We start from the raw sequence: 21,088 nt of genomic DNA, 5'->3' as shown, positions 1-21,088 counted from the left end.
ATTGTGATACTTCAGAGTGTAGCGATAGGTATGGAGTCCCACCGGGTCGTGTAAGCCGGAGAGAGCATGCCTCTCTTCATTGTCCAAGCCGGTGCGATGCCCCGACCTGCAAACCATACCTTGCCTTTGCCTGAGTTGTTTATCGAATCCAGTACGTTCATAAGCGCATCACTGTTTGCATAAGACTTCCCTTCGTCAAACAGCGAGAGCTGAGTCACGCCAGTTGGTTTGAAATCGTTCAGCATGACGCCTGCCTTAGCGTAGTTATGCCCGTCTTTCCAGATCTTATCCAGAGCACGGCCAGCAGCCGCTATAAGGTCTCGTGTATCACGTGATGGGATGCTGAGTCGCTCGCTTGCAATTTTGCTGTAATACGGTTCATTTTTTGAAAAAGGAGAGGTTTTAATGAAAACAGACAGGTGGCCGCAGTACTGACGTTCCTGGCGCAGTTTTTCCGCAGCACGTTCAGCATACTGGCAAATTGCCTGCCGCATGGATTCATACGTTGTTATGCGCTGTCCAAAGCTCCTGCTGCATATGATCTGTTGTTTTGGCGGAGGGGCATCCTCCAGATTAATACAACTTTCCCCCTTGAGTTCTCGTACGGTACGCTCAAGGACTACAGTGAAGTTTCTTCGTATGAATGCAGGGTTTGCCCTAGCCAGTTCCAGCGCAGTGGTTATGCCCATTGCATGAAGCTTACTCGTGGTTCGTCCACCTACCCCCCACACCTCCTCTACCGGCATCAGAGAAAGCATCTTATCGATCCGGTTACGCTGGCCTGCAGTCAGCGCTAGCACACCTCCGAACTGAGGCCAGGTCTTGCTGGAATACTGGCAGGCTTTTGCTAGCGTTTTGGTCGGTGCCAGCCCCACACCAATAGTCAGGCCTGTACTTCGGTAGACGTGCTCACGCAGCTGGTGGCCGAAATCTTCATATGACATACAGTTCTCAATTCCACCCGCCCAAATAAAAGATTCATCGATGCTATACTCTTCTACGCCAGGCGATAATTCTGCCAGACAAAAGTGTACCCGGGAACTTAGACTCGCGTAGAGTTCATAATTGGACGAAAAGGCTATAACAGGTTCTGAGAACTTCTGATCACGTAATTTGAACCAAGGTAATCCCATAGGAATACCTAATTTTTTGGCTTCTTTTGACCGCGCTATTACGCAGGAATCGTTGTTACTGAGAACTACCAAAGGCTTATCTCGGAGGTCAGGGCGAAACACCTTTTCGCAGCTTGCATAAAAGCTGTTTACATCAGCCAGTGCATACATCAGATATTACCCCGGGCACGGTGAACCCAATGTGTCACAACGCCGAAAATAGTAAGTTCATCAGGATTTGGGTAAATAGGCGAATAGGCATTATTCATGGGCAGAAGGGCCAGCCTGGGAGTCGTTTGGAGCTGTTTAACTGTGAAGCCCCCGTCCACTTCGGCAATCACAATGTCTCGGTTCTGAGGACGTAGTGAACGGTCCACCACCAGCAAATCTCCATCCCGCATTCCTACATCCTGCATGCTGTTCCCCTGCGCCCTGACAAAGTAAGTTGCAGAGGGATGCCTTATGCAATAATCGTTCAGGTCTAACTCACTGGAGGTATAGTCTTGGGCCGGGGTTGGATACCCGGCAGCGCATCGGTCCACAAACAATGGGAGCGCGATCATTTCAGGGTTATCTTTCGGAATCAAGAACATAGACGGTATCTCTCAATAACAAACAACTGTACAAATACACAGTATAATTTGTATTTTTTCAGGTGCCTAGTCCATTAGGTACCAAGTAAACGTACTCAACGGCAACCTCATAATTTGTGGCTGTTTTTCATCTGGGTAAACCGAAACACAGGCATCAAGGCGTCTACAAGCCGATATCAACTGATGAAGCTGAGCGTACACTCCATTTTGATTGCAACAACTCTTTAATTCCCGCTTGTTACTTATAAATAATGATTACAATTACGACACGTGATAAATTATAAAAAAAGGAGGAGCGTCTCTCATGAAAATGAAACTTATCATTCTATCAATAATGTCAGGATTATTGCTTACTGGATGCGATCAAGTTAAAGACTCGGTTGACAATCATATAAAACATGTTTTCTTAGACGATGCTTTTAAATTACCATCGTTAGTTATTTCTCCAGGTTGGAAAATTAACGATCACGGAAGTGTCGCAGAAGTATATGGGAATAAAGATTGTCCAACCTCATTTGACGATGACATTCGGTCGGAATGCATTGTTATCGATCCGGAAGATGATACCGTAAGAGCATTCATAGTTAAGCCGAATTCAGGACGCGAAGAAGTGGTCAAGGAAGTATGGATAGTGGAGCGTCAGGGAGAATTCCCGTACATCAACTTTAGATTAAAACGACCAGATAACTCGTATGTAACCCCTTGGCACCAAGCATAATACCGTGGAGCTATCCAGGATATTAGGTTATTGAGTTGCATTTTTTGCAACCGTCTATACGACAGAAAAGTAACTTTCCTTCAGAAAACAGCTCAACACATAGGTCTGCCTTCACATGAAAACAGGAGAAACAACTCATCCGTATAAGGGGAGGCTCTCACGTTCATTTCTCGTGCCCAATCAGCATCGCTGATAACCTCTGCCTCCGTGGGATACACTGCGCCACGCCCGGCGCATAAACCTGCAGAGTCGATAACCCCCACGCCTACGGGGGACATACAGGGTAAAGCGAAATGGAGCTGGATAAATGCTCCGATAACCCCCGAATCCGGGGGATACACTTGGCGACCACCAGCGTTTTAGTGCAGGGAACCCGATAACCCCCGCATCCGGGGATACACTCGTTGTTAAATCCAGCCCGACGGGCCTGACCCCGATAACCCCCACATCCGGGGGATACACCGCATAAACCTGCAGAGCTTTTCGGGGGGAGCCCGATAACCCCCGCATCCGGGGGATACACAAGAAGTCTGAAATCTGTATGTTTTCAGAAGACCGATAACCCCCGCATCCGGGGGATACACGAAAAACGTCCACAACCAGATCATAAAATCTCCCGATAACCCCCGCGCTCGGGGGACATACAGGGTAAAGCGAATTGGAGCTGGATAAATGCTCCGATAACCCCCGCATCCGGGGGATACACAGCCTGGCAGATTTTTCGCCACAGGGGAGACGCCGATAACCCCCGCATCCGGGGGATATACTCAGTGAAATGCGCAATTTGCTGGGTTAGATCCCGATAACCCCCGCATCCGGGGGATACACGGATTATCAATATGACAGACAATAATAGCCCCCCGATAACCCCCGCACCCGGGGGATACACCCTAGTCCCCTTCGCCCGAGAAGAGCAGCCTGCCGATAACCCCCGCATCCGGGGGATACACTAAAATTTTGGGCAAAATTGTGAAAAATGTCCCCGATAACCCCCGCATCCGGGGGATACACGGCTTTTCTATTTCAGGCTCACGGGAATCATCCCGATAACCCCCGCATCCGGGGGATACACAAACGCCGGATTGCGGACGAGTTTATAGTCGGCCGATAACCCCCGCATCCGGGGGATACACTCCAAATCCAACCTATTGATTATAAGGAATTAAAATGAGCTAAACAAACCTACCAATTTATTGAGTTAGCAGGCAGTGAAATCAAACGATTGATTATCATTGAATGCCTTCACCATCGCGGCCAGCTCATCCCCTTTAATGTCTACGCCATTAGGTGTGATGCTGATTTCCCCGAGAGTAACGGGTACCAGCTCGCCCGGTTTCCACGTAGTCACTGTCCAGTTTGCCTCCACCAGCCCACAGTTATGGTTTGCATGCCCACCAAAACGAGGCTCGGCAGCAAAGCGGATTAGCGCTAAAATGAAAAGACCAGCTTCTTCGTCAGTCGCATTTTTAATTGTCATTCGATGGCTAAGTTCTGCGCCGGTAATGAATGCTTCGTACGGGTCGATCGGGCGTCGAATAGACTCACGGGATTCCTGTTTCTCGTCCTTCCTGGCCTGAATCTTTTCGTCCAGAACTCTCAATTTGCTCTGGAGCTCAGCCTTCACGTCTTTATCTGCAGACTTCATCTCTTTTTTGATTGTGTCCTGTTCAGATTTAATCTGGGAGATATCAACACTGGCTTCTGCCTGTTCTTCCAACAGCCGTTCAAGACGTTTAACCTGGTCAGTCTCAAGGTAATCCATCAGGCTTTCGTTTCGTTCAAACATAATGGAGCGAGCCCCACCGCCAAACATAGCCCATTGGTTATCACCTGTAGGGATGGCATTACCAATACCAGCTTTCCCGCTCAGGCCCCAGCGACCGAAAAGGCTAAGCAGAGGATTTTTTCTACGCAGCTCAGAACCGGCATTGATTTCGCCTGTGGCAAAGGCTTCCGCCTCTCCATTAATATCCACACCCTGGGCAAGCATGAAATGTTCAGCGAGGTCGAACGGAGCTTTACCGTCGCTATTGGGACCCACACGATCAACAACGACCAGATGCGCAGCATGGCGGAGGGTGCCACGAATGCTGGTGCCGGGAAAATACGGCGAGGAATTAAATCCACCGTTGCGAGGCAAACGATGACCAGTAGCTGTGACTGCATTCTTTAAGGATACGGTCATTGGTTCTAAAGTCGAAATTTTACCGTTGAAGTTTAAAGTTCTCATAATAGTTAGCCTCGCATTAAAGCAGAAATCAGTTGGGTTCGGACTGGTGCTGGATAAACCACGTTGGTTTTTTCACCAATGAAATAGGGAGGAACGAGTGGAGAAACACCTCTAATCCCATTCAGCCCCTTATTAACAGGGATGGGTCTTGTCACCATTCCCTCGTTTGAAATGCTCATGTCGCTATCGAGAGGAATAATGATCACGTTATTAAATTCCCCGTTACCCGCAGTGAAGTAGTCGTACCCAACACCAACATGGGCGTGGTTAAGGAGTATTTCTACAGCCTCACTGTCGCCGACAAAATCAAAAGTTAAATAAGGTGCGGAATAAGCAGGACGGGTTGTCATCCTTCTCTTAGTTGGGCCACCGGTCGTGATTACCTTAGTGAACTTGCCGCCACGGGAGCGAGGTGAAAACATAGTGGAGCTCAATTTCTCATATCCGAGGTAATCACACCGCACGCTGCTGGCCGCACCAATCCCCTGCTCTGGCGTAATACCGAAACGTAGAGATGATGCGTGAAATACGCCAAGCTCATCGTTGAAAAGGAGAATCCCCTTAAGCCGAGCCAGTACGGTATCGGGCTCGTTGCTGGGGATGGCCTGAGAGAGTGCTTCATAGAGAATGCCGTCTAACGATGGGGCAATCCCGCTGATCACCACAGGTGTCAGAGATGCCATAATGACCCGATAAGGTTTGAGATTTAACACTGGATATCCTCTTCACAATGCGCAGGAGATATAATTTCGCATGAACGGTATTCACGGCGGAATCGAACAGGAATGATATGCTCCAGGAACCGGTGCTTTGACGACAGGTCTGCAGGTTCCGGGAAGCGCGGGTCAAGAATCATTATTCTGACGCTATCGTTTTCACTACGGATACCCCGTCCTACAGATTGTTTCCCTTTGCGGATAACTTTCCGCAAATTTTCGAGGTAAATAGTCCGTTGAACGGATTCCAGGGTGCGTCCATAGCCACGGTCTTTCAGGTAACCGTAAAGGCTTTCAACCTTCATCCTGTCCGGCGGCGAAAAAGGGATTCTGGTGATGAGTAGATTGTGGAAAATCTGCTCACCATGTTCTCCTCTCGGACTCAGGCCAACAGATGCGCCAGCTGAAATCAGAATGCCAGGCTTCTTTTGGTAGAGCTTGATTATTTCAGATAGCGGTTGGCCCGCCAGATGGATATATACCGGCTGCGAAACCTCACCCAGTTGCCCGGCGATAGCACGGGTTTCTGAATGACTGGCAGTTAACACCAGAACGGGGCCAGGCATACGTGATAACTGGTCAGTGACTGCAGCCAGCCATTTACTGGAAAACGCCTGTTCTTTGGGATCGCTAAATACTTTGGGGAAAGCTGCACCGGCTATAGTTAGAGTCATAGTGCCATAGCTTTCAGGAGCGAAAATTCTTTTGATTGAAACCATATCGTCATTGAGCGCCAGCGCTTTGCACAACCACTCCATGCCACTCTCTGGTGTGTTAGTAATCGCAAGCGTAGCGGACGTTAGTAATGCGCTGTGCCACTGGGTACAGTACCTGCCAAGGTTCATACCAATAAACGGATTAACAGCAATTAAGGCCGGTTCATAGCGGGCTTTAGAGACACCGATCCCTTTTTGCCCCCCGGACATCCCGAGCATTTCCCATCTGTAGATGCAATCAAAGAAAGATTTCCGGGTATATTCATCTTTGATTTTTCGCCCGACCATCCCCAGAGCTTTGAAGCTCCGGTCAAAGAGTTCAACGGCTTTGGGAGAACTACAGAAATGAAGTCCACCAGCGATGTCGTTAATATCGCTTTCCAGCTTTTTGATGATATCGACGCCAGTTCGTGGGATATTTTCGCCGAACGAACTCAGCAGCTCACGGAGATTAAAGCGGCGCTGTTTCCAGACATCGAGCATATCGACAAACATGTCAGCTTCATCGACGATCAGGTACAGATTTTCTTTGTCTCCCAGGATGCCGTGATTGCAAAGGCAATCAATCATCACCATCGAGTGAGTTGTAACGATAAAGTCTGCATTCAGTGCTTCACGACGAATATCATTAACATTCTGGATATCATCCCAGATAGAAAATGTGACCATGTCCGGCTTAATCAGCGTCGGTAGTTCACCATATTCCTCCTCAAACTCAACCAGAGGTTTCGACCAGCCCCGTAGTTTTTCAAGAAGCTGAATGCTCTCCTGGTCATAGGTATCCCTCATGCGAAGGAGCTCCCGCACTTTATCCGGCGAAATATAACTGGCTTTCCCCATCAGGCGCGAAAAAGTTACTTTTATTCCGGCCTCTTCAGCCATACGTTCCAGAAGTTGACGATCGCTTCTGAAAATCTGGTGCATCAGGGCATGGGAGCTGGTCGCGATAACAAATTTTGCCCCAGGGTTTTTCACCAGAATCTCCATGGCCGGAACCAGATACCCTAACGTTTTACCCACGCCTGTTTCGGCGCTGAGTAGCGCCAGCTTGTTCTGGACATTAAGTCCCAGACTAGCGGCCTCAATGAAGTCCTGCTGGACTTTACGTAAAGAAAGCCCGGCGCTTGTGAAACAAGAAGCTGTATCCATGTTCATTGACCCAGCCCTGTCAGGTGCATGAAGCCGCAACCAAAGACCCGTTTGGGACCAATCCCAAAGACGATCGCTTTCTCTGCTTCCTGTTTGTTGCTGACAACGACCGTCCCCCGGATCGTGAACAAAGGTAGGGTAAAGGCACGACCGGAATTGCCCTTCCCTACGTGAACAATTTCAGCCCCCCCCACGACTATATGATCGGGTTCGAAACCGGCATTTAATATTTTTTTAACGGCCAGATCATGTTTTTTGTCGTCAGAAGGTGCGTACTGACGTCGGCCAGTACCTTCTTTCTGATTGCTTTTATGGAAAATGGCCATTGACGTGATGAACGAAATCCCATCCCCCTCGGAAAGGGTAAGCTCACGCGGTTTCTCTCCGGGCAGGCCCAGAGGTGACGCAGTGCGAACAAGCAACTGTGCATCATTAGCGGAACCAGGAAGAATTTTAAAAGAATATGGCAGCTTCTCCCCCTTCCGCTCCTGAACGAAGAAATCCAGGTGTTGGTGGATTCGATAAATACTTGTGTGCGGTATCCGTAAACGAAATGCATTGTCGTAGAAAATCATAGTTATACCTTTTTCAAAAGACGCAAAATGCTAAGGCGCTGATGCGGATCAGTCGGCAACAACTGCAACAAAGGAATGAGGTTGTCTTTTTTAAACTGATTAGATGCAGCCTCAGGCGTTATCCGTGAAAACGCCAGTTGGGTTACCGTTCGAATAAAGGCATCTATTTCTTTTTTGGAATAGTTCTGCATTTCCAGATGAAGTTCTTTAGCTTTATTTAAATCGAGCGTAAAAAGGACTTCGTTCTGCTTGGTCATTAGCTGATCCGCACAGGTAAAAATAGCATCGCCGCTCAGACTAACCCGCAATGACCGGATAAGTTCGTATGTTTTGACACCGAAGTTCTGGATATAAATGATCGGGAATTTCAGGTTAGTGTTAAAGAGATATTCCAGATGCTGACCGCTCGTTGCAGTAACAACGTTGACTGCTTCGAAAAAGTGCGTGGGTAGCTTATTGACCACACCCTGAGGAGCCAGTAGAACAGCGCTGTTATCTTCCAAGTTAATGACTGCTCCTACTCCTGACCACATACCAAATTTCTGCCCGGTGGTGGGTTTCCTGGGGTTCTCGACGCCCATAAGTGCTGGCGCTGAGACAAAAAACGTCTGACAGGAACGGCAATGAGCAACGTTTTCACCATAACCATTGACCATCCGGAAACCGGCATGATCAAACTCGTCCGGGTCACGCTGACAACATGAACATTTTTGAGGGATATGTACTGAGTCCCCCATGAAAGGTTCCACGATATGTGTAAGCGACTGAAAGACTAAATCGACTGGATGAGTCAAAATTATTCCCTCTAAAAGCCAACCATTGCGATGGCGGCAAGATTAAAATTGCATAACCGCTACCCTCTCAGACTGATAAATAGCTGAGAGGGCCTTTTATTCTTTGATAGGGTTGAAGATGACCGCCTCCACCAGACCGCTACTTTTCTAGTGCAGAGCGGGACCTGCTTTCGGTGGTTCTATGGAGTTGTCTATGCCTTTCATCTCTTGCATATCGCTATGCCCCATCAGTCGCGAAAACATAGTCCGATACCCCACAGGTAAACGCGACAGTAGTCCCGTGCACAATTCAATGTCGACCGGTTGTGCTGTGACCATGACCCTATGCCCTGAAGCATGCACTGCCTGAATACATTCGATGACTTTGTCTGAGTCAAACCGAAAAATGTCATCAATGACTACGTCAAATCCTGTGAACATCGTGGAGATATGATCACATTCAGCAAATTGCTCAGGTGTGGGATAAAAAGCATTCGGCAATTCGAGTTTTGCCAGATACGATTTACCTGCACCTGATTCGCCGATGATAAATACTAGTGCGTTATCTTCTGTTTGCTTTAGATAAAGGGAAATTGCGCCCCTGTAATTCTCCACATTTGCTTTTACTAAGGCGGGTAATGCTTTATCTAGCCCCATAGAAAATACCTCATTAGTTTTAATTTCATTTAAAAAAGAACACGGCTAAAATGCATGTCAATAATTTTTCCAATAAGTCACGCCATCATCACAACTGTAACCGGTCTGCCCTGGCTCTCCGCCAATAAACAGGCCAGCCTGCCCTTTCAGGGATATACCGACACCAGTAGTTGTTGACCCATCTTTTTTAGCAACAATTTTACAGTGGTCTTTTGCCCAGTCTCGCCATTCAGCTTCATTTTTGTTTTTGGCAGAAAAGAATAAGGTCATAAAGAGTATCGTCCCGCCAAGAGAAATTAACAAAACAAACAATGTGAGCAGTGGTTTTAAATGGGAAAAATCTTTCCTAAAAATACCAAAAACAATCATCAGGAACAGCATAACTAATAACAGAATGCCAAACTCACGAACGGGAAACCAGGAACCCGCCTCCCATATAGAAGACAATTCAACACCATCAGAACTCATATTTTTACCTTAATAAATGTGCGTCAATTGACTGTAAATTCTAAAATCGAACAAATTTCCGATTGTTCAGGAAAAACAGGCTTAAGCCCTGCACGTCTAGCCATCCTCGTTGCCAGGATTAATATGTCTGTTGTGTCGGATAATGTGATCTGCTTGTGTGCTATCTGGATATCTTCATCTGTTAGCACTAATCCAGAAGGTGTAAACACCCCTGACTCAATGGTAATAACGAAGGTAGCACCTCGCTCATTAAAGAGAACCATCTCCGTAAGAGCACCAGCAGCACGATAGCTCGTCAAAATAATTTTGGTGATAATCCCGTGAGCTGCGATACATGAATTAATGAATCCATCGCCTTGTTCAGTCTGAATAATGCGGTCGGTAGAAGTCACACCAAACAGAAATTTTGAACCGTTTCTTTCCTGATTGTTCGTGTCAGTCATCACTGTCACCAAAGGCTTCATAGTACGCAGAATCAACAGCCATTCCCGCTTCATAGGCCTGCACCCAGTCAGCCTTTTCTCCAGCGACATCACCATTCAGTTCAGCAAAAATCTGGAGTTGTTCAAACCAAAGCTCGAACGATGAATTTTGTTTTGTTGAAGCGAAATCAGCCATGCTTTTTCACCTTATCAACATGATTAGTTGACCGCCGGAACATCATCATCAAAATACCGATACCAATAAGCACGGTCGTTCCGTATATAAAATAACTCCCAAGGTTATAGATATTTACGCCCAGCAAGGTTAGAGACTGTCCGTCTGGTATAAGAAAATTGAAAACAAAATACCACCAGCCAAAAAGTGTACCTTCCAGGAAAAGCATTTTTGGATAAATACTGATTGAACTTGAAGCAAACAAATACATAGCCACCAGCAACACAATCATTATCCAGAAAAATGCAGCTATAACAGCTGAAAAACCAAAGCTCAGAAATGTAAAGGCGACGGAATCTTTTCCTGATAAACCGCTGAATCCATAAACCAGCAAAGCCACAACAGCAAATAAAATAATAAGCTTAATAAACTTCATTTTATGTATGTCCCTGGCTTGTCTGAAAACAAGCCGGTAATGTGTTCGAAATGAACTTAACAGGATGTTAGCCGGGGATATCTCCCCGGTTACGGATTATTACCTTACTGTTCTGTAGTTTTTTTCTGGATTTTTTCCAGATGTTTATCGTAGCTGTCTTTGGCCGCGGTCAGCAGCAGAAACTCTTCATAGGATAAAGTCAGCTGATACTGCGCTTTAGCGAGAACTTCCGCACCATCTTCCATAAACGGAATTTCTTTCGCTTCAGTAACGATACGGTTAATAACATCAAGGGAGTTGTCTACAATCTCCTTAGAGATTTTTTTCGGCAGCACATCGAATACAGACGGCTGAGTTTTGATATTTGGTTTAGGTTCGCGTTTCGGTGCCGGTGTTGGTGTTGGTTCGATATTGTTACTCTCTGCACCTTCTTCCGAGCCACCAGCCGCGCCAGCCACGCTACCCGCAGAACCATCCACCGCACCACCGGATGCGCCGGATGCGTTATCAGATGCGTCACCTGCATCAGTCGTTGTAATGGTTGTCACGTTGCCATCAGATTCACCGGTGGGGCCGTTTTCGCCTGTCCGTTGAGCCAGAATGACCTGACCAATAGTTTTGTCAGTGGCTTTACCAAACTTATCAAACGCTTCCTGAATGATAGCAACACAGTTATCAGGGTATTTTTCCATCACGTCGAGCGCCGCGTAATATGCGACAACACCTTTTACGATCAGACCTTTTAACGCTTCAGGCGCGGTGTGAACTTTGAGCAATTTACGAACATGAGTAACGGAGATTTTACGGTCCTTGGCAAGCTCTTCAATGCTCATAGGCTCTTCACTGTCGTTGTGCAGGCGATACAGTGATTCTGCCTGTGCAACGATAGAAACCGGCAATTGATCGTTTCCTTTAAGGTTAAAAAGTTCTGCTTTACTGTCAGAGCCACGGAACTCGTCAACACGAATTTTATCTACCGGGCCCTCACCTCGTTCTTCGCGAATTTTATTAGCCAGCGGGATTGCACGGTGACGGCAGTGTCCCTGACGAATGACAACCTGGCCATCACGAACCTGGACAACCATAGGGGCCATTTCCAGAGGGCTATCGGCATATTGCTGCGCCAGACGCGCCAGGTGGTCCTTAACTTCCGGGAGTTCCCAGTAAGCCTCACCCAGGCCTGCGGTACGGGTGTTAAAGCCAGGGATGATGTTCAGATGCGTTGGGTCCATAACAAGACCATTGCCCAGACGACCACCGATACCATTTTTTTCTAAGAAGGTACGCAGAGAAACATTTTCGATTTTGGTTTTAGCTGGAGTTGCCATAGTTGCAGTAGTCATTGAATTTTCCTCTTCCTGTTGTATGTGGTTAAACGGTCATTGCCGTTGTTAGACCCAGGATACATTTTCAAAACGCTCCATCAAGCCCCTATTTTCACTTTGGCGTGAAAAAAGTTACTTTTTTTTGTTCACGGCAAAAATTTTACACATGATTCCTTTCTGACAAGGGCTCCAGGAAGCGGATTTTGGTGTTTAGGTGAAGAAAATTTTTTCAGTAGATTCCTAAAATTCATAATTTCTGGAGGATTTTTAAGGAGATACGAACAAATAAGGGGGGCGCAGGAGGTGCATGTTTCATTGTTTTTTTTGGCATAGTTCGTCAAAAGTTACTTTTATGAGGGTGATAATGACGCTTGAACACGGTTTTCAGTACAAAAAAGTACCTTTTTAAGGTGCTGAGCTCACGCTTTCAAAAGTAACTTTTTGATAAAACCAGCGTTCGGGAAAGGAGGCAAAGCTTGCGGGGGAAGGAAGAAACTATTTTTATCTGATTGTGCAAATCATAGACGCACAACCCGTCATGTTGATCCGCGTACGCAGATGGACAAATGTTCGGGGTTTAAAAAGTTACTTTTCAGGTGCTGTTCTGTTCCACGCTGCCGGATACATAGCAGGTTCAGGTCTCTTGTCCTGCTATGTGTAGACCAGCGCCTCTGTTTAGTTCGTCTCTGTTTGCAGCTCTTTGCGAGCGTTTGCGATCAACTCGTTTACTTCATCGCGGTCAAATCCTGGCATTGCGGGCAAAACCGTATCGGTAGGAACGGCATCAATCCACTCAAGAGCCGCAAGCAGTGCGCTTAGTAATTGTTCATTAATTTTCATTCGACCGCCTCTTTCAATCTTTTTACTATCTTTAAAAAGTTACTTTTGCTGACTGCAAACTCAATCTTTTGACCACTCGATAAGCGCATTATGCAACTCCATCGCGCCGGAAGAACGAAGCTCAGCGTCCTCGTACGATATCCCGAGGCGGTCCATGACGCAATCCGTATCCAGAAAGTCAGAGGTGGCGTTCAGAGCGTCTTTAATGACCTGTCCATGGGTAACCGCCACTAAATTGCGCTCGTGATCGGCTATCTGTAATGCTTTGCCTCCATCAATGCTGTTGCCCTGGTCGTCTATCCCACTGGTTGTCTGACTGTCGTTATCGAGGACAGATACTGGCTCATCGGCATTAGCGGTGCCGTGTTTTGCATTTTCCGCTAACGCGATAGCTGCCTGAACGGCGGGTATCATGGCAGCGGAGTCTACGTTATCGCAAAAGAAAATATCGCTTTCCATTTCAACATTATCTTCGAGCCAGCGAAGAAGAATTTCTAAAGAATCCTGAATGCTCATATTTAGCTCCGGCAAAAAAAAATATTAATAGCAGTGGAAAAAAGGTAGATATCCTACATCATGAATAATAAACACGGCAGGACCAGGATACATTTCCCACTCAAAAAAGCAACCCCTAAGCAATCAGAAAGGAATTAATTTTATTGCAACCTGAAAACTCACCACTTAAATAAGTAATGGTTTAGTGTTACTGGGAAGAAAAGCAAGCCGGTTATTTTTCAGGAAAATAACACTCATGCTTGCCATTATATTTTAAGCCACTGTTTATGCGGCACTCATAATATGCATTTATACATTCAGGCGTCAGATTGATGCCTGGAATTAATAAATGCATTCAAGCATTCCTGCATTCCCCAGGATGCCTGCCACTTGCAAAGAAAAAGGTACTTTCTCTCAAGGTTCTCCATCGCTTGAAGATTTTCCGCTGAAAAATACGTCCATATATCATGCCAGCATACATCATAAGTAACCCCTGCGGGTGGTTGGTACGTCATGGCATCTGCACAGATAATGTCCACACGCTTATCATCTGTAAAGGCCGGAGCGACAAGGTTGATAACGTCTTGCTCTTTTTCAATAACGGTTACGTGGGTCACTTCCTTTTTTTGCAAAATGACATGGAGAACCATCCCCAGGCCAAGCCCGTTGATAAGCACACGCCCCGTTGCCCGCTCAATAAATTCCATGCACGTGTTAATTTCCATCGGTGTATTGGACATGACGACTTCGCCATTATTTGAGAGGCGACGATACTTACCAGGTGGAATGTATTCATTCTGATTGCCTGTTACGTCGGCCCTGAGAGAGAGCACATGCGCTTTCTCCTGGGATATGGTGAATGTATCCAATGTCCACGATCCGGATTTACCGTCCGTAACAGGGAGATCGTAAAAAAGAGTTCCCATTTTCAGTCCTGTAGTGTCGGAGCGTTACTGACCGGAAATTACCACAAACCGGCTACTTTTGCAGGAATATCAGTCGCTGAAATGTGTCTTTTGCCGCCGCCACACAATGTAACGTTCAAGACAGCCGCACATGATGGCCGTATCACGGGCTCCCTGAGCAGCCACGGCAGCTGACGTACGCCGTCCACCATTTCCTGTGAACTCGCGGGAGGATGCGTCCTGTAGCGTTGTCTTATCGCCATTCATCCGGTTCAGGAGCGCGTACAAATCGTCGAGGCTGAGGTGTTTCCAGCGAACGTCTGACAACCTGATTTCCTCCTGATTTGCTTTCTCATACCGTTCGTCACTGGTTAAAAGCTCATCTGGCCGAGCTTTCCTGAATGCTTGTGTTGCTTGTTCGACAGCACTTTCTTTACTGCTGGCAAAGAGATAATTTGCGCCGATGGAATAACGGTATTTCCAGCGACTGCCGACCTTTCTGAGAAGGTCAAATTCAATCAACTCCTTTTCCGTTACCATGATTTAACCTTAATTAATGAATGATTTTGACGATTCAAGAATAAGGTTTTTAATGTCACGTTTTGCTGCCTGACGTGCGCGATGTTTATCGGCACGCAGTACACTACTGTAGGCATTATTTTTACGGTATCCCCGGGAACGACATAATCCACAGGTGCAACCAGTTATAGAATAAGACAAGCCATAAGGTTTCATACCTTTCCCTCTTTTTAAATATCCGCATCGCGATAAGTATATTAAATAAAACAGATAGCGCAAGTACCGTAATCAATTAATATTAATCACACCGGGGAGCGGCCGGTATAATTCATAATTTCTGACGCATTATGTAGACCGGCCAGATAAAACCATCCTGAAAACAGTTTTCTTTTGATTGAAATGTTAGCGGTTAATTGGTCCATATTTTTACTGGCAGGGAGGGAAATAGTCCAGCATGCTCTTCGCTTTTACGGAGTCTATTCCGCCGGTGTGTGAATATGAAAGCGTGGTTCTCCATCTTCAGGGTCAGGCCAGTTCCGGGATTTGTTCACTTTCAGCTTTTCGATCATCGCCCGGGTAATCTGCTCGTCAGTGATACCGGCGCGGCGTTGGGCATCCCAGATTAAAAATTGCATATCAGCCCATTCAGCATAGTTACCGGGCGCTTCTGCGGTTTCCAGCGCCTCGAGACTGAGATGCTTCAGCGGGCCAGTCGGGCCAACATCGCCGAATGTATCCTGAGACCACTCGGCGTGGTCACGGCGGATCTGGTCGCGTTCAGGAGATGGAGAGGCATAGAGATAGAGCGCTATATCAGAACCGTCTAATATGGGTTCAGGCCAGATTTCCCCAAAACCATCTTCGCACTGAAGCTCAGTGCGGGATGTGTATACCACCGGCCTATTATTTTTCGCAAACCCGCGATGCTGCAGGAGTTCGCGGATAACGGCGGCAATAACACCAGGCGCAGCCAGACGGCCAAACTCGCATTGATAATTTGGGTCGGGGTGACAAACCGATTCTTCCGCATACCAGAGCATGTTCGCCAGGTAATCATCCTCAACTGGCGTAGAAGTTTCGGCCTGACGTCGTTTTTTTAACTCTCGGGCCATTATTGCTGCCTGATGGGGTGAAACCACTTCGCCAGCGATGATCCGGTCCAGTTCATCGACTGAAAAGGGATAATCATCCGGAAGAGTGTGGGTCTCTATATTGAGTAGGGCTTTGTTACTTTCGTGGCTCATAGTGTGCTCCAGTTATTTTCGATCACTACGCCGAAGGTTAAAGCTAATCGCATCGTTTTGCCTTAAATATCCAGGTCTGCTAGAAAGCGTTGTTGAATCTCATTTTTTTGAATGATGTCCACCAGCTGGCTGGGGGCAACCGTCTTAGCCAGCAGATTTGAGGCATCATCCAGTGCCCAGGCTTTTAACACCATATCGCCTTCAGACATAAACATTTCCCGTCCATTTTCATGGTTGTACCATTTCTGATTATCATCCAGTGTCACGAGGATATGCGTCGGTTCGTTGCCAGGATCCCCGTTGTCGAAATAGTGGATTGCATAGAGGCCCGGTTTTAGACTTTGCTGGGTGAGCTGGAGGTTATTGTTGCTCTGTGCCAGCAGATTTGAGGCATCATCCAGCGCCCAAGCTTTTAAAAGTGTATCGCCTTGGTGTCGCAACATATCGAGGCCTGTTCCCTCTTCACGCCAGAGTTGGTTGGCGTCCTGGGTCGCGAGGGTATGATACAGATCACCATCAACATCCCAGCAATCGAAATACCAGACAGCATAGAGACCCGGTTTCAGGTGATTTAAATTCTGTTTCATAATAAGCCTCCGGTGAGCATGCACACAGACTAAAACCTATAAAACCCCAAGTGGTATTTAACCGAAAAAAGAACACCTAACTAGCAAGTGAAATACAAAGCAGGTGGTTTATACTACCAGAATACTATTTTATTACGCTTGTTCAAGCCCCAACTTTTAATGTCAAAGAAAAGAAAGAGATTTATTGGGGGGAGAGATTGCAATTTCTGGATGATAATTAAAAGCTGTGAAAACCTTGGAGGTGATAAAAGTGTTAATTAAAAACCATCATAAGTCAACAAAATTGGGTAATGCTGCACATTCAGCTCTTACGAATATACAGCCTTTCCCTGAATGTTGATTGTTTATTCAACCTGTTTCAGAATTTTTTCGATTCCTGATTTTTGTACCTGTTAAAATTATCAATTCAAGATAAATAATGCTCAACAGGGTAGTCAGCCTTCACCGGCAAATATTACCAGTCTCCGCCTTCCACTCTTAGGTCCGGTGCCGCATGAGCTAGTAACTCCTGCTGCGGCTGGTCATGTTTATTATGACTTTCCCCAAGCAGCAGGCATAAACTTCCAGACGCCGCATAATACGAAGCATCCGGGAAGTGCTCGCGGACCTCGTCCAGAAGTCGGGAGAGGTTTTTTGCTGTCCGGTAGAATCGTGAGGCTGCGTTTGGCATAGCTTCGCTTAAAAGCTCATGAGCTGTCGTATTTTCACTGGATATTTTTGATAAAACGTCATCCTGGTCCATTTACAGTTCTCCCGTTTGATGGTTGTTAATGATGGCAATAGTGCATCAGTCCTGATCACACCAATCCCAGTTGCCAGGCGATACCCCGAATGGTGTATTCACCGCTCCACCCTGTCACAACATAGAAGCGGTCTCCGTTTTTATTACTGCCCGTTAACTTCATTTTTTTTCCGGTGCTGGCAAGTAATGTTTTCATTGATTTTACAGTGACTTTCATCTTCCACCTAAACATTCAAGACTCTCTGTTTTTCCTTACTGCTTACAAATTCATTGTGGAATATCAATCCTTGATATTCATGGTGGCAGCGGCTTGTTTCCCCGTGTCGGTAAGCGTGACCGCATAAAACAAGGCGTGTTCTCTCCCCCCCTTATGTAAATAGTCCACCAGCCCGAGACGAAACAGGACAGGAATAGATGGTGCAGAAATATCATCGGTGAATATCCCTGATCCTGGTCTGCATTCCCGCGCCTTTTTTCCGTCACCACGGAGCTGATATTTACTCCCGCCGGATAATCGCCGCAGTGTGTAGATCTGTGCGTTAGTAAGCTTCATCGAAAATCCTTGAGATACTGATACTCTTTAGAACCAAAAAAGGAACCCCAAATTATTATTATCAATAATTATATATTTCCGGATTTACTCAAAAGTAATAACCTCCATAACACAAACATGCTGTGTAGAATCAGGAGGAAGTAAGACACGGCAGTTGGGGCAAGGAGTCATGTGCTTAGCTATACTAGCTAAATCTGTCATTTTCTCTCGCGAGCCGTCAGAAAGTTCCATTAAAGCTTTTTCAAGTAAATTGCTCATTTTTATATATCCTCTAAGATTTATGTACAATCTGTAGTTCTCGCTCAAGGTTAAGATTATTGAGTTATCTTCAACCTACAGGCGCTGACCAAAACTAGTAATAAAAGTAACTTTTTCCTGATTGCGACGTTAGTGCTACCATACGCGCACTAAAAACATACCAGTACTACCGTTTGCCTTGTTATTACTCCACTTGATAAGTGAACTATACACTACACGTCACGAGAATAGAGAGCTGACAGGAGCTAAACTCTTTCCCACCGCATATAGCACTTCATATAACGAAAAGAGTGATGTGCGGTCATATCTGCCGCCTCATCTTCGCAATGGGGTTATTCCAGGCATCAATATCTTCCTGAATCACCCTGCCGTTACCACCGCATAACATACAACCGGATAGAAGGCCGTAACACTCAGGGCATTTTTCGAATGGCCCAAACTGGCGCTTCCATTTTAGCAGTGCTGCACGTTTGCCAAGTTCTTCGATGGAGAGCATCATTTCACCTCCTGCGGGGCGGGTGCGAGCATGCGGCGCGGCAGGCGTTCTGCACATTCCGGTCATAGTCGGTTGTTACCCACCCGTGATACCACATAAAAGCGCAGTAAGCCGCTACGTCTCGCGGATCACCTTTTTCGATGTGTTCCCAAAGTGATTGCAGGCAGTCGTCATACCAGTCATCTTTCATCCAATCGGTTGAGCGGCCATACTTCTGCTCGGCCTTATACAACTTATCAGCCAGCGCACTTGCGAACCGCAAAACCAAATCGGTGGTTTCAGGGTTCAGGCCCTCCGGCACTACCGGCGCTGGCTGCGCGTGGCAATAGAGAAAATAAACATCATCAGGCAATTTGTGTGCCGCAGATGAGAAAACCAGCGCGAACTTATTGCCGTCAGGCCGCCTGCTTTGCACATCCAGCGTCGCCACCGGCTCGCTGTTGGCCTTGCGGCGTTCCTGGAGTTCGCGCAGGGCCGCGAGCGTTACACCGTGGATGATTGTCTGTACCTTATTCCCTTCTTTTGAGTGGTACTCAAACGTAGTACGGCGAAACTCGATTAGTTCCTGTAGCGTTTCGTCGTCTAACTTCTCACTGGCTACGGTCGGGTGAACAGGCGGCTTCACGGTGTGGGACTCCAGTTCGGCGATGCGCGCCTGCAACTCCTCGCAGTGGTCTGTTATCCCACGGCATTGAGTTTTCCAGTAGGTTTCCATCCCTTGCGCCTTCTCCACCGCCTCTACCTGCTCAGCGCCACCGGCATGATATGCCATCCAGAAACCGTATTTGATATGCGGCACAGCATCGGTATATTTCGAGGATTCGAGATGTTTATACTCGCGCTCCCACCACGCTTCGAATTTCTCTCTCTGCGCCAGTTTGGTGATATCAGTCATGCTGCACGCTCCTGCAATTTCAGAACTTTTTGGCGGTGTTCTTCGCTTTGAGGTACACCGGTAAAGTTGACCGCAACGAAATACGCGAGCCGGTCTTTTTCAGTCGCGTCGTCAAGAATTACAGCGCTTAGTGTTGGTCGGCCAAAAGTCAGTTGCTCACTCCTGCTCAACTCAAACCAGAATATTTCTTTTCCATCAATAATGATGGGGATTTCATTCTTTATGAACATTTTTAACGTTGTGAGCCGCTGTTTTCCGTCGACCACCTCTATGTAAGGGCCGTCGCTAACACCCCAGTCTGGCGCTTTTGCCAGCGCTACACTACCAACCGGAAACCCTGAAATGAGTACCCGCAAAAAACTTTGTTGTTCTTGATGGCCCCAGACATAGTCCCGCTGATATTCAGCACCAAAATTTAGCGCTCCGCTTTTAATCCACTGAATGTACATATCGATTGGGTACTCACCCGTACGGGCACGGAATATTTCAGCTTCACGTATTCTGTTTTTTTTCGCCATTTTTTTCTTCCTTTTTACGGCTGTCTACTGACAATCCCAATGTATGACGTGATTCGAATCGTATTTTCGGTCGCCAACGACTATCACTATCCCAGATTCTCGCGTAAAGCGGCCGAAACCGATTCCTAACAGGTTCCCGTTTTCATCCCAGGCGATGAGCTGCGCCCCGTCAAGCGGTCTTTCCTGCGGAAAATATGCAGCGTACCGGTCTTCAGCGATACGAAGTCTTTTACCTTTTGGCGCTCTTGCGGTCTGCGCTGATTGCTGTCTGATATAGAGGGGTAATACGTCCCCTGGCTTTGGTTCCGTAGTGATTGTCGCAAAGCGAGTTTCACCTTTCAGCAAACGGATTGCTGCATCACCTTTCACGTAGAACATTGGTTCGTTAGTCCCTAGCTCGTTCTCCAGTCTGGTAGTTACGGAGCTAACTGTATGGGCTATCTGCTCTCTTAACTGCCGGGAGCCGTGAAACTGGATAGCAATCTCATGCAACTTGTTCACCAGTGTTCGAATTTCATGGTCTTTCATTCTTGACCTCTGATAAACGGTGAGCGTGCCAGTTCGGTGATATCCGTCATACTCGCCCCCGCTTCAATGCCTTATTAATTTGCTGCATCTGCCGCAACGTACTTGCATGGCCCTGTCTGGGATGCCCCCCGCTAAAATGGGTATTTTCGCGATCGTAGTCGTTAATCAAATCTTCCATTGCAATGATGGCTATCTCAATTGCACTAGTAGCAGCACGTAACTTTGCTTTTCGATATTCTTTGACTATGGTGGGATCATTCATGAGTGATAATCTCGGTTAATATCCTTTTTCTTTAAATCCAGGATACTATTTTGAAACTCATGTGCAAGCCCCTAATTGCTGGTTCCTGGTAAAAGTTACTTTTTCTGATGAGATTTCACAATTACTCACCAGAAAAGCAAATAAGGAACGTTCATAAACACTGGGAAATAATGAGCGAAGA

At 46.7% G+C, this 21,088-nt stretch carries 28 protein-coding genes, 1 pseudogene and 1 CRISPR repeat array; of the genes and pseudogenes, 1 reads left to right on the top strand and 28 read right to left on the bottom strand.

Annotated features, from left to right (window positions below; translation table 11 throughout):
• Positions 1-11: 11 nt before the first annotated feature.
• Both umuC and umuD read right to left on the bottom strand, forming a co-directional pair.
• A complete protein-coding gene (umuC, locus tag ABLU88_RS14350; protein WP_348836850.1) occupies positions 12-1,283 on the bottom strand; it encodes a translesion error-prone DNA polymerase V subunit UmuC in 1,272 nt (423 codons plus the stop codon).
• Positions 1,283-1,705 carry a translesion error-prone DNA polymerase V autoproteolytic subunit gene (umuD, locus tag ABLU88_RS14345; RefSeq protein ID WP_154975015.1) on the bottom strand — a complete coding sequence of 141 codons (423 nt, stop codon included), beginning with the start codon at positions 1,703-1,705 and terminating at the stop codon, positions 1,283-1,285. The genes umuC and umuD overlap by 1 nt, the downstream gene beginning before the upstream one ends.
• Positions 1,706-2,009: 304 nt before the next feature.
• Here umuD and ABLU88_RS14340 point away from each other — a divergent pair, with 304 nt between their 5' ends.
• Positions 2,010-2,423, top strand: a complete 414-nt coding sequence (locus ABLU88_RS14340) for a hypothetical protein (protein WP_348836849.1) — start codon at positions 2,010-2,012, stop codon at positions 2,421-2,423.
• Between the two features lie 312 nt (positions 2,424-2,735).
• Positions 2,736-3,556: a CRISPR direct-repeat array (repeat unit 29 nt; unit sequence CCGATAACCCCCGCATCCGGGGGATACAC).
• A gap of 65 nt (positions 3,557-3,621) precedes the next feature.
• Here the strand turns inward: ABLU88_RS14340 and ABLU88_RS14335 are convergent.
• From ABLU88_RS14335 to ABLU88_RS14210, 26 genes and pseudogenes are all read right to left on the bottom strand, one after another.
• Positions 3,622-4,653, bottom strand: coding sequence for a CRISPR-associated protein Csf2 (locus tag ABLU88_RS14335; RefSeq protein WP_348836848.1), 1,032 nt, complete (start codon positions 4,651-4,653; stop codon positions 3,622-3,624).
• 5 nt (positions 4,654-4,658) lie between these two features.
• The gene (locus tag ABLU88_RS14330; protein ID WP_348836846.1) at positions 4,659-5,366 is read right to left on the bottom strand and encodes a hypothetical protein; all 708 of its coding nucleotides are present in this window, start codon (positions 5,364-5,366) and stop codon (positions 4,659-4,661) included.
• Entirely contained in the window at positions 5,360-7,240 is a 1,881-nt protein-coding gene (locus ABLU88_RS14325) for a helicase C-terminal domain-containing protein (protein WP_348836845.1), read from the bottom strand. The genes ABLU88_RS14330 and ABLU88_RS14325 overlap by 7 nt, the downstream gene beginning before the upstream one ends.
• Positions 7,237-7,809 (bottom strand): type I-E CRISPR-associated protein Cas6/Cse3/CasE, encoded by a 573-nt coding sequence (locus ABLU88_RS14320; RefSeq protein ID WP_348836843.1) that lies wholly within the window; start codon positions 7,807-7,809, stop codon positions 7,237-7,239. Before ABLU88_RS14320 ends, ABLU88_RS14325 begins: the two co-directional genes overlap by 4 nt.
• 2 nt (positions 7,810-7,811) lie before the next feature.
• Positions 7,812-8,546 carry a hypothetical protein gene (locus ABLU88_RS14315; protein ID WP_154974990.1) on the bottom strand — a complete coding sequence of 245 codons (735 nt, stop codon included), beginning with the start codon at positions 8,544-8,546 and terminating at the stop codon, positions 7,812-7,814.
• A 204-nt stretch (positions 8,547-8,750) separates the two neighbouring features.
• A complete protein-coding gene (locus ABLU88_RS14310) occupies positions 8,751-9,239 on the bottom strand; it encodes a hypothetical protein (RefSeq protein WP_154974978.1) in 489 nt (162 codons plus the stop codon).
• 57 nt (positions 9,240-9,296) lie between these two features.
• Complete coding sequence (locus ABLU88_RS14305) at positions 9,297-9,707, bottom strand: hypothetical protein (protein WP_348836841.1); 411 nt, start codon at positions 9,705-9,707, stop codon at positions 9,297-9,299.
• Positions 9,708-9,730: 23 nt separating this feature from the next.
• Complete coding sequence (locus tag ABLU88_RS14300; RefSeq protein ID WP_348836839.1) at positions 9,731-10,150, bottom strand: hypothetical protein; 420 nt, start codon at positions 10,148-10,150, stop codon at positions 9,731-9,733.
• Positions 10,143-10,325 carry a hypothetical protein gene (locus ABLU88_RS14295; protein ID WP_348836837.1) on the bottom strand — a complete coding sequence of 61 codons (183 nt, stop codon included), beginning with the start codon at positions 10,323-10,325 and terminating at the stop codon, positions 10,143-10,145. The genes ABLU88_RS14300 and ABLU88_RS14295 overlap by 8 nt, the downstream gene beginning before the upstream one ends.
• Positions 10,318-10,740 carry a hypothetical protein gene (locus ABLU88_RS14290; RefSeq protein ID WP_348836835.1) on the bottom strand — a complete coding sequence of 141 codons (423 nt, stop codon included), beginning with the start codon at positions 10,738-10,740 and terminating at the stop codon, positions 10,318-10,320. The genes ABLU88_RS14295 and ABLU88_RS14290 overlap by 8 nt, the downstream gene beginning before the upstream one ends.
• A gap of 104 nt (positions 10,741-10,844) precedes the next feature.
• Positions 10,845-12,083 carry a hypothetical protein gene (locus ABLU88_RS14285; protein WP_348836832.1) on the bottom strand — a complete coding sequence of 413 codons (1,239 nt, stop codon included), beginning with the start codon at positions 12,081-12,083 and terminating at the stop codon, positions 10,845-10,847.
• Between the two features lie 657 nt (positions 12,084-12,740).
• Entirely contained in the window at positions 12,741-12,905 is a 165-nt protein-coding gene (locus tag ABLU88_RS14280; protein ID WP_348836830.1) for a hypothetical protein, read from the bottom strand.
• A gap of 60 nt (positions 12,906-12,965) precedes the next feature.
• Positions 12,966-13,421, bottom strand: a complete 456-nt coding sequence (locus ABLU88_RS14275; protein ID WP_348836828.1) for a hypothetical protein — start codon at positions 13,419-13,421, stop codon at positions 12,966-12,968.
• A gap of 296 nt (positions 13,422-13,717) precedes the next feature.
• Positions 13,718-14,326 carry a hypothetical protein gene (locus ABLU88_RS14270; RefSeq protein ID WP_348836826.1) on the bottom strand — a complete coding sequence of 203 codons (609 nt, stop codon included), beginning with the start codon at positions 14,324-14,326 and terminating at the stop codon, positions 13,718-13,720.
• A 69-nt stretch (positions 14,327-14,395) separates the two neighbouring features.
• Entirely contained in the window at positions 14,396-14,845 is a 450-nt protein-coding gene (locus tag ABLU88_RS14265; protein ID WP_135711520.1) for a phage tail protein, read from the bottom strand.
• Between the two features lie 473 nt (positions 14,846-15,318).
• A pseudogene (locus ABLU88_RS14260) lies at positions 15,319-15,630 on the bottom strand (dATP/dGTP pyrophosphohydrolase domain-containing protein); the annotation flags it as partial.
• Positions 15,631-16,130: 500 nt separating this feature from the next.
• The gene (locus ABLU88_RS14255) at positions 16,131-16,655 is read right to left on the bottom strand and encodes a hypothetical protein (RefSeq protein WP_348836824.1); all 525 of its coding nucleotides are present in this window, start codon (positions 16,653-16,655) and stop codon (positions 16,131-16,133) included.
• A gap of 454 nt (positions 16,656-17,109) precedes the next feature.
• Entirely contained in the window at positions 17,110-17,397 is a 288-nt protein-coding gene (locus tag ABLU88_RS14250) for a hypothetical protein (protein ID WP_046654917.1), read from the bottom strand.
• A gap of 55 nt (positions 17,398-17,452) precedes the next feature.
• Positions 17,453-17,614, bottom strand: coding sequence for a hypothetical protein (locus ABLU88_RS14245; protein ID WP_194361234.1), 162 nt, complete (start codon positions 17,612-17,614; stop codon positions 17,453-17,455).
• Between the two features lie 63 nt (positions 17,615-17,677).
• Positions 17,678-17,950 (bottom strand): hypothetical protein, encoded by a 273-nt coding sequence (locus ABLU88_RS14240; protein WP_348836822.1) that lies wholly within the window; start codon positions 17,948-17,950, stop codon positions 17,678-17,680.
• An 84-nt stretch (positions 17,951-18,034) separates the two neighbouring features.
• The gene (locus ABLU88_RS14235) at positions 18,035-18,208 is read right to left on the bottom strand and encodes a hypothetical protein (protein WP_157847298.1); all 174 of its coding nucleotides are present in this window, start codon (positions 18,206-18,208) and stop codon (positions 18,035-18,037) included.
• Between the two features lie 301 nt (positions 18,209-18,509).
• The gene (locus tag ABLU88_RS14230; protein WP_348836901.1) at positions 18,510-18,704 is read right to left on the bottom strand and encodes a hypothetical protein; all 195 of its coding nucleotides are present in this window, start codon (positions 18,702-18,704) and stop codon (positions 18,510-18,512) included.
• A 4-nt stretch (positions 18,705-18,708) separates the two neighbouring features.
• Complete coding sequence (locus ABLU88_RS14225; RefSeq protein ID WP_348836820.1) at positions 18,709-19,599, bottom strand: hypothetical protein; 891 nt, start codon at positions 19,597-19,599, stop codon at positions 18,709-18,711.
• Positions 19,596-20,117 carry a DUF262 domain-containing protein gene (locus ABLU88_RS14220; RefSeq protein WP_348836818.1) on the bottom strand — a complete coding sequence of 174 codons (522 nt, stop codon included), beginning with the start codon at positions 20,115-20,117 and terminating at the stop codon, positions 19,596-19,598. Before ABLU88_RS14220 ends, ABLU88_RS14225 begins: the two co-directional genes overlap by 4 nt.
• Positions 20,118-20,141: 24 nt before the next feature.
• The gene (locus tag ABLU88_RS14215; protein ID WP_348836816.1) at positions 20,142-20,645 is read right to left on the bottom strand and encodes a hypothetical protein; all 504 of its coding nucleotides are present in this window, start codon (positions 20,643-20,645) and stop codon (positions 20,142-20,144) included.
• A 46-nt stretch (positions 20,646-20,691) separates the two neighbouring features.
• Positions 20,692-20,907 (bottom strand): hypothetical protein, encoded by a 216-nt coding sequence (locus ABLU88_RS14210; RefSeq protein ID WP_136894252.1) that lies wholly within the window; start codon positions 20,905-20,907, stop codon positions 20,692-20,694.
• Positions 20,908-21,088 lie beyond the last annotated feature (181 nt).

Origin of the sequence: Klebsiella sp. GW_Kp182 (genome assembly GCF_040062275.1) — a bacterium.
Classification (GTDB): Bacteria; Pseudomonadota; Gammaproteobacteria; order Enterobacterales; family Enterobacteriaceae; genus Klebsiella; species Klebsiella michiganensis.
The sequence above is the reverse complement of the archived record's forward strand: the minus strand, read 5'-3'. Positions and strand labels throughout refer to the sequence as shown.

Coding starts and splice junctions, on each gene's coding strand:
- umuC (WP_348836850.1), bottom strand. CDS start 1,283: ATGTATGCACTGGCTGATGTAAACAGCTTTTATGCAAGCTGCGAAAAG.
- umuD (WP_154975015.1), bottom strand. CDS start 1,705: ATGTTCTTGATTCCGAAAGATAACCCTGAAATGATCGCGCTCCCATTG.
- ABLU88_RS14340 (WP_348836849.1), top strand. CDS start 2,010: ATGAAAATGAAACTTATCATTCTATCAATAATGTCAGGATTATTGCTT.
- ABLU88_RS14335 (WP_348836848.1), bottom strand. CDS start 4,653: ATGAGAACTTTAAACTTCAACGGTAAAATTTCGACTTTAGAACCAATG.
- ABLU88_RS14325 (WP_348836845.1), bottom strand. CDS start 7,240: ATGAACATGGATACAGCTTCTTGTTTCACAAGCGCCGGGCTTTCTTTA.
- ABLU88_RS14320 (WP_348836843.1), bottom strand. CDS start 7,809: ATGATTTTCTACGACAATGCATTTCGTTTACGGATACCGCACACAAGT.
- ABLU88_RS14315 (WP_154974990.1), bottom strand. CDS start 8,546: ATGGGGGACTCAGTACATATCCCTCAAAAATGTTCATGTTGTCAGCGT.
- ABLU88_RS14310 (WP_154974978.1), bottom strand. CDS start 9,239: ATGGGGCTAGATAAAGCATTACCCGCCTTAGTAAAAGCAAATGTGGAG.
- ABLU88_RS14305 (WP_348836841.1), bottom strand. CDS start 9,707: ATGAGTTCTGATGGTGTTGAATTGTCTTCTATATGGGAGGCGGGTTCC.
- ABLU88_RS14300 (WP_348836839.1), bottom strand. CDS start 10,150: ATGACTGACACGAACAATCAGGAAAGAAACGGTTCAAAATTTCTGTTT.
- ABLU88_RS14295 (WP_348836837.1), bottom strand. CDS start 10,325: ATGGCTGATTTCGCTTCAACAAAACAAAATTCATCGTTCGAGCTTTGG.
- ABLU88_RS14290 (WP_348836835.1), bottom strand. CDS start 10,740: ATGAAGTTTATTAAGCTTATTATTTTATTTGCTGTTGTGGCTTTGCTG.
- ABLU88_RS14285 (WP_348836832.1), bottom strand. CDS start 12,083: ATGACTACTGCAACTATGGCAACTCCAGCTAAAACCAAAATCGAAAAT.
- ABLU88_RS14280 (WP_348836830.1), bottom strand. CDS start 12,905: ATGAAAATTAATGAACAATTACTAAGCGCACTGCTTGCGGCTCTTGAG.
- ABLU88_RS14275 (WP_348836828.1), bottom strand. CDS start 13,421: ATGAGCATTCAGGATTCTTTAGAAATTCTTCTTCGCTGGCTCGAAGAT.
- ABLU88_RS14270 (WP_348836826.1), bottom strand. CDS start 14,326: ATGGGAACTCTTTTTTACGATCTCCCTGTTACGGACGGTAAATCCGGA.
- ABLU88_RS14265 (WP_135711520.1), bottom strand. CDS start 14,845: ATGGTAACGGAAAAGGAGTTGATTGAATTTGACCTTCTCAGAAAGGTC.
- ABLU88_RS14255 (WP_348836824.1), bottom strand. CDS start 16,655: ATGAAACAGAATTTAAATCACCTGAAACCGGGTCTCTATGCTGTCTGG.
- ABLU88_RS14250 (WP_046654917.1), bottom strand. CDS start 17,397: ATGGACCAGGATGACGTTTTATCAAAAATATCCAGTGAAAATACGACA.
- ABLU88_RS14245 (WP_194361234.1), bottom strand. CDS start 17,614: ATGAAAGTCACTGTAAAATCAATGAAAACATTACTTGCCAGCACCGGA.
- ABLU88_RS14240 (WP_348836822.1), bottom strand. CDS start 17,950: ATGAAGCTTACTAACGCACAGATCTACACACTGCGGCGATTATCCGGC.
- ABLU88_RS14235 (WP_157847298.1), bottom strand. CDS start 18,208: ATGAGCAATTTACTTGAAAAAGCTTTAATGGAACTTTCTGACGGCTCG.
- ABLU88_RS14230 (WP_348836901.1), bottom strand. CDS start 18,704: ATGCTCTCCATCGAAGAACTTGGCAAACGTGCAGCACTGCTAAAATGG.
- ABLU88_RS14225 (WP_348836820.1), bottom strand. CDS start 19,599: ATGACTGATATCACCAAACTGGCGCAGAGAGAGAAATTCGAAGCGTGG.
- ABLU88_RS14220 (WP_348836818.1), bottom strand. CDS start 20,117: ATGGCGAAAAAAAACAGAATACGTGAAGCTGAAATATTCCGTGCCCGT.
- ABLU88_RS14215 (WP_348836816.1), bottom strand. CDS start 20,645: ATGAAAGACCATGAAATTCGAACACTGGTGAACAAGTTGCATGAGATT.
- ABLU88_RS14210 (WP_136894252.1), bottom strand. CDS start 20,907: ATGAATGATCCCACCATAGTCAAAGAATATCGAAAAGCAAAGTTACGT.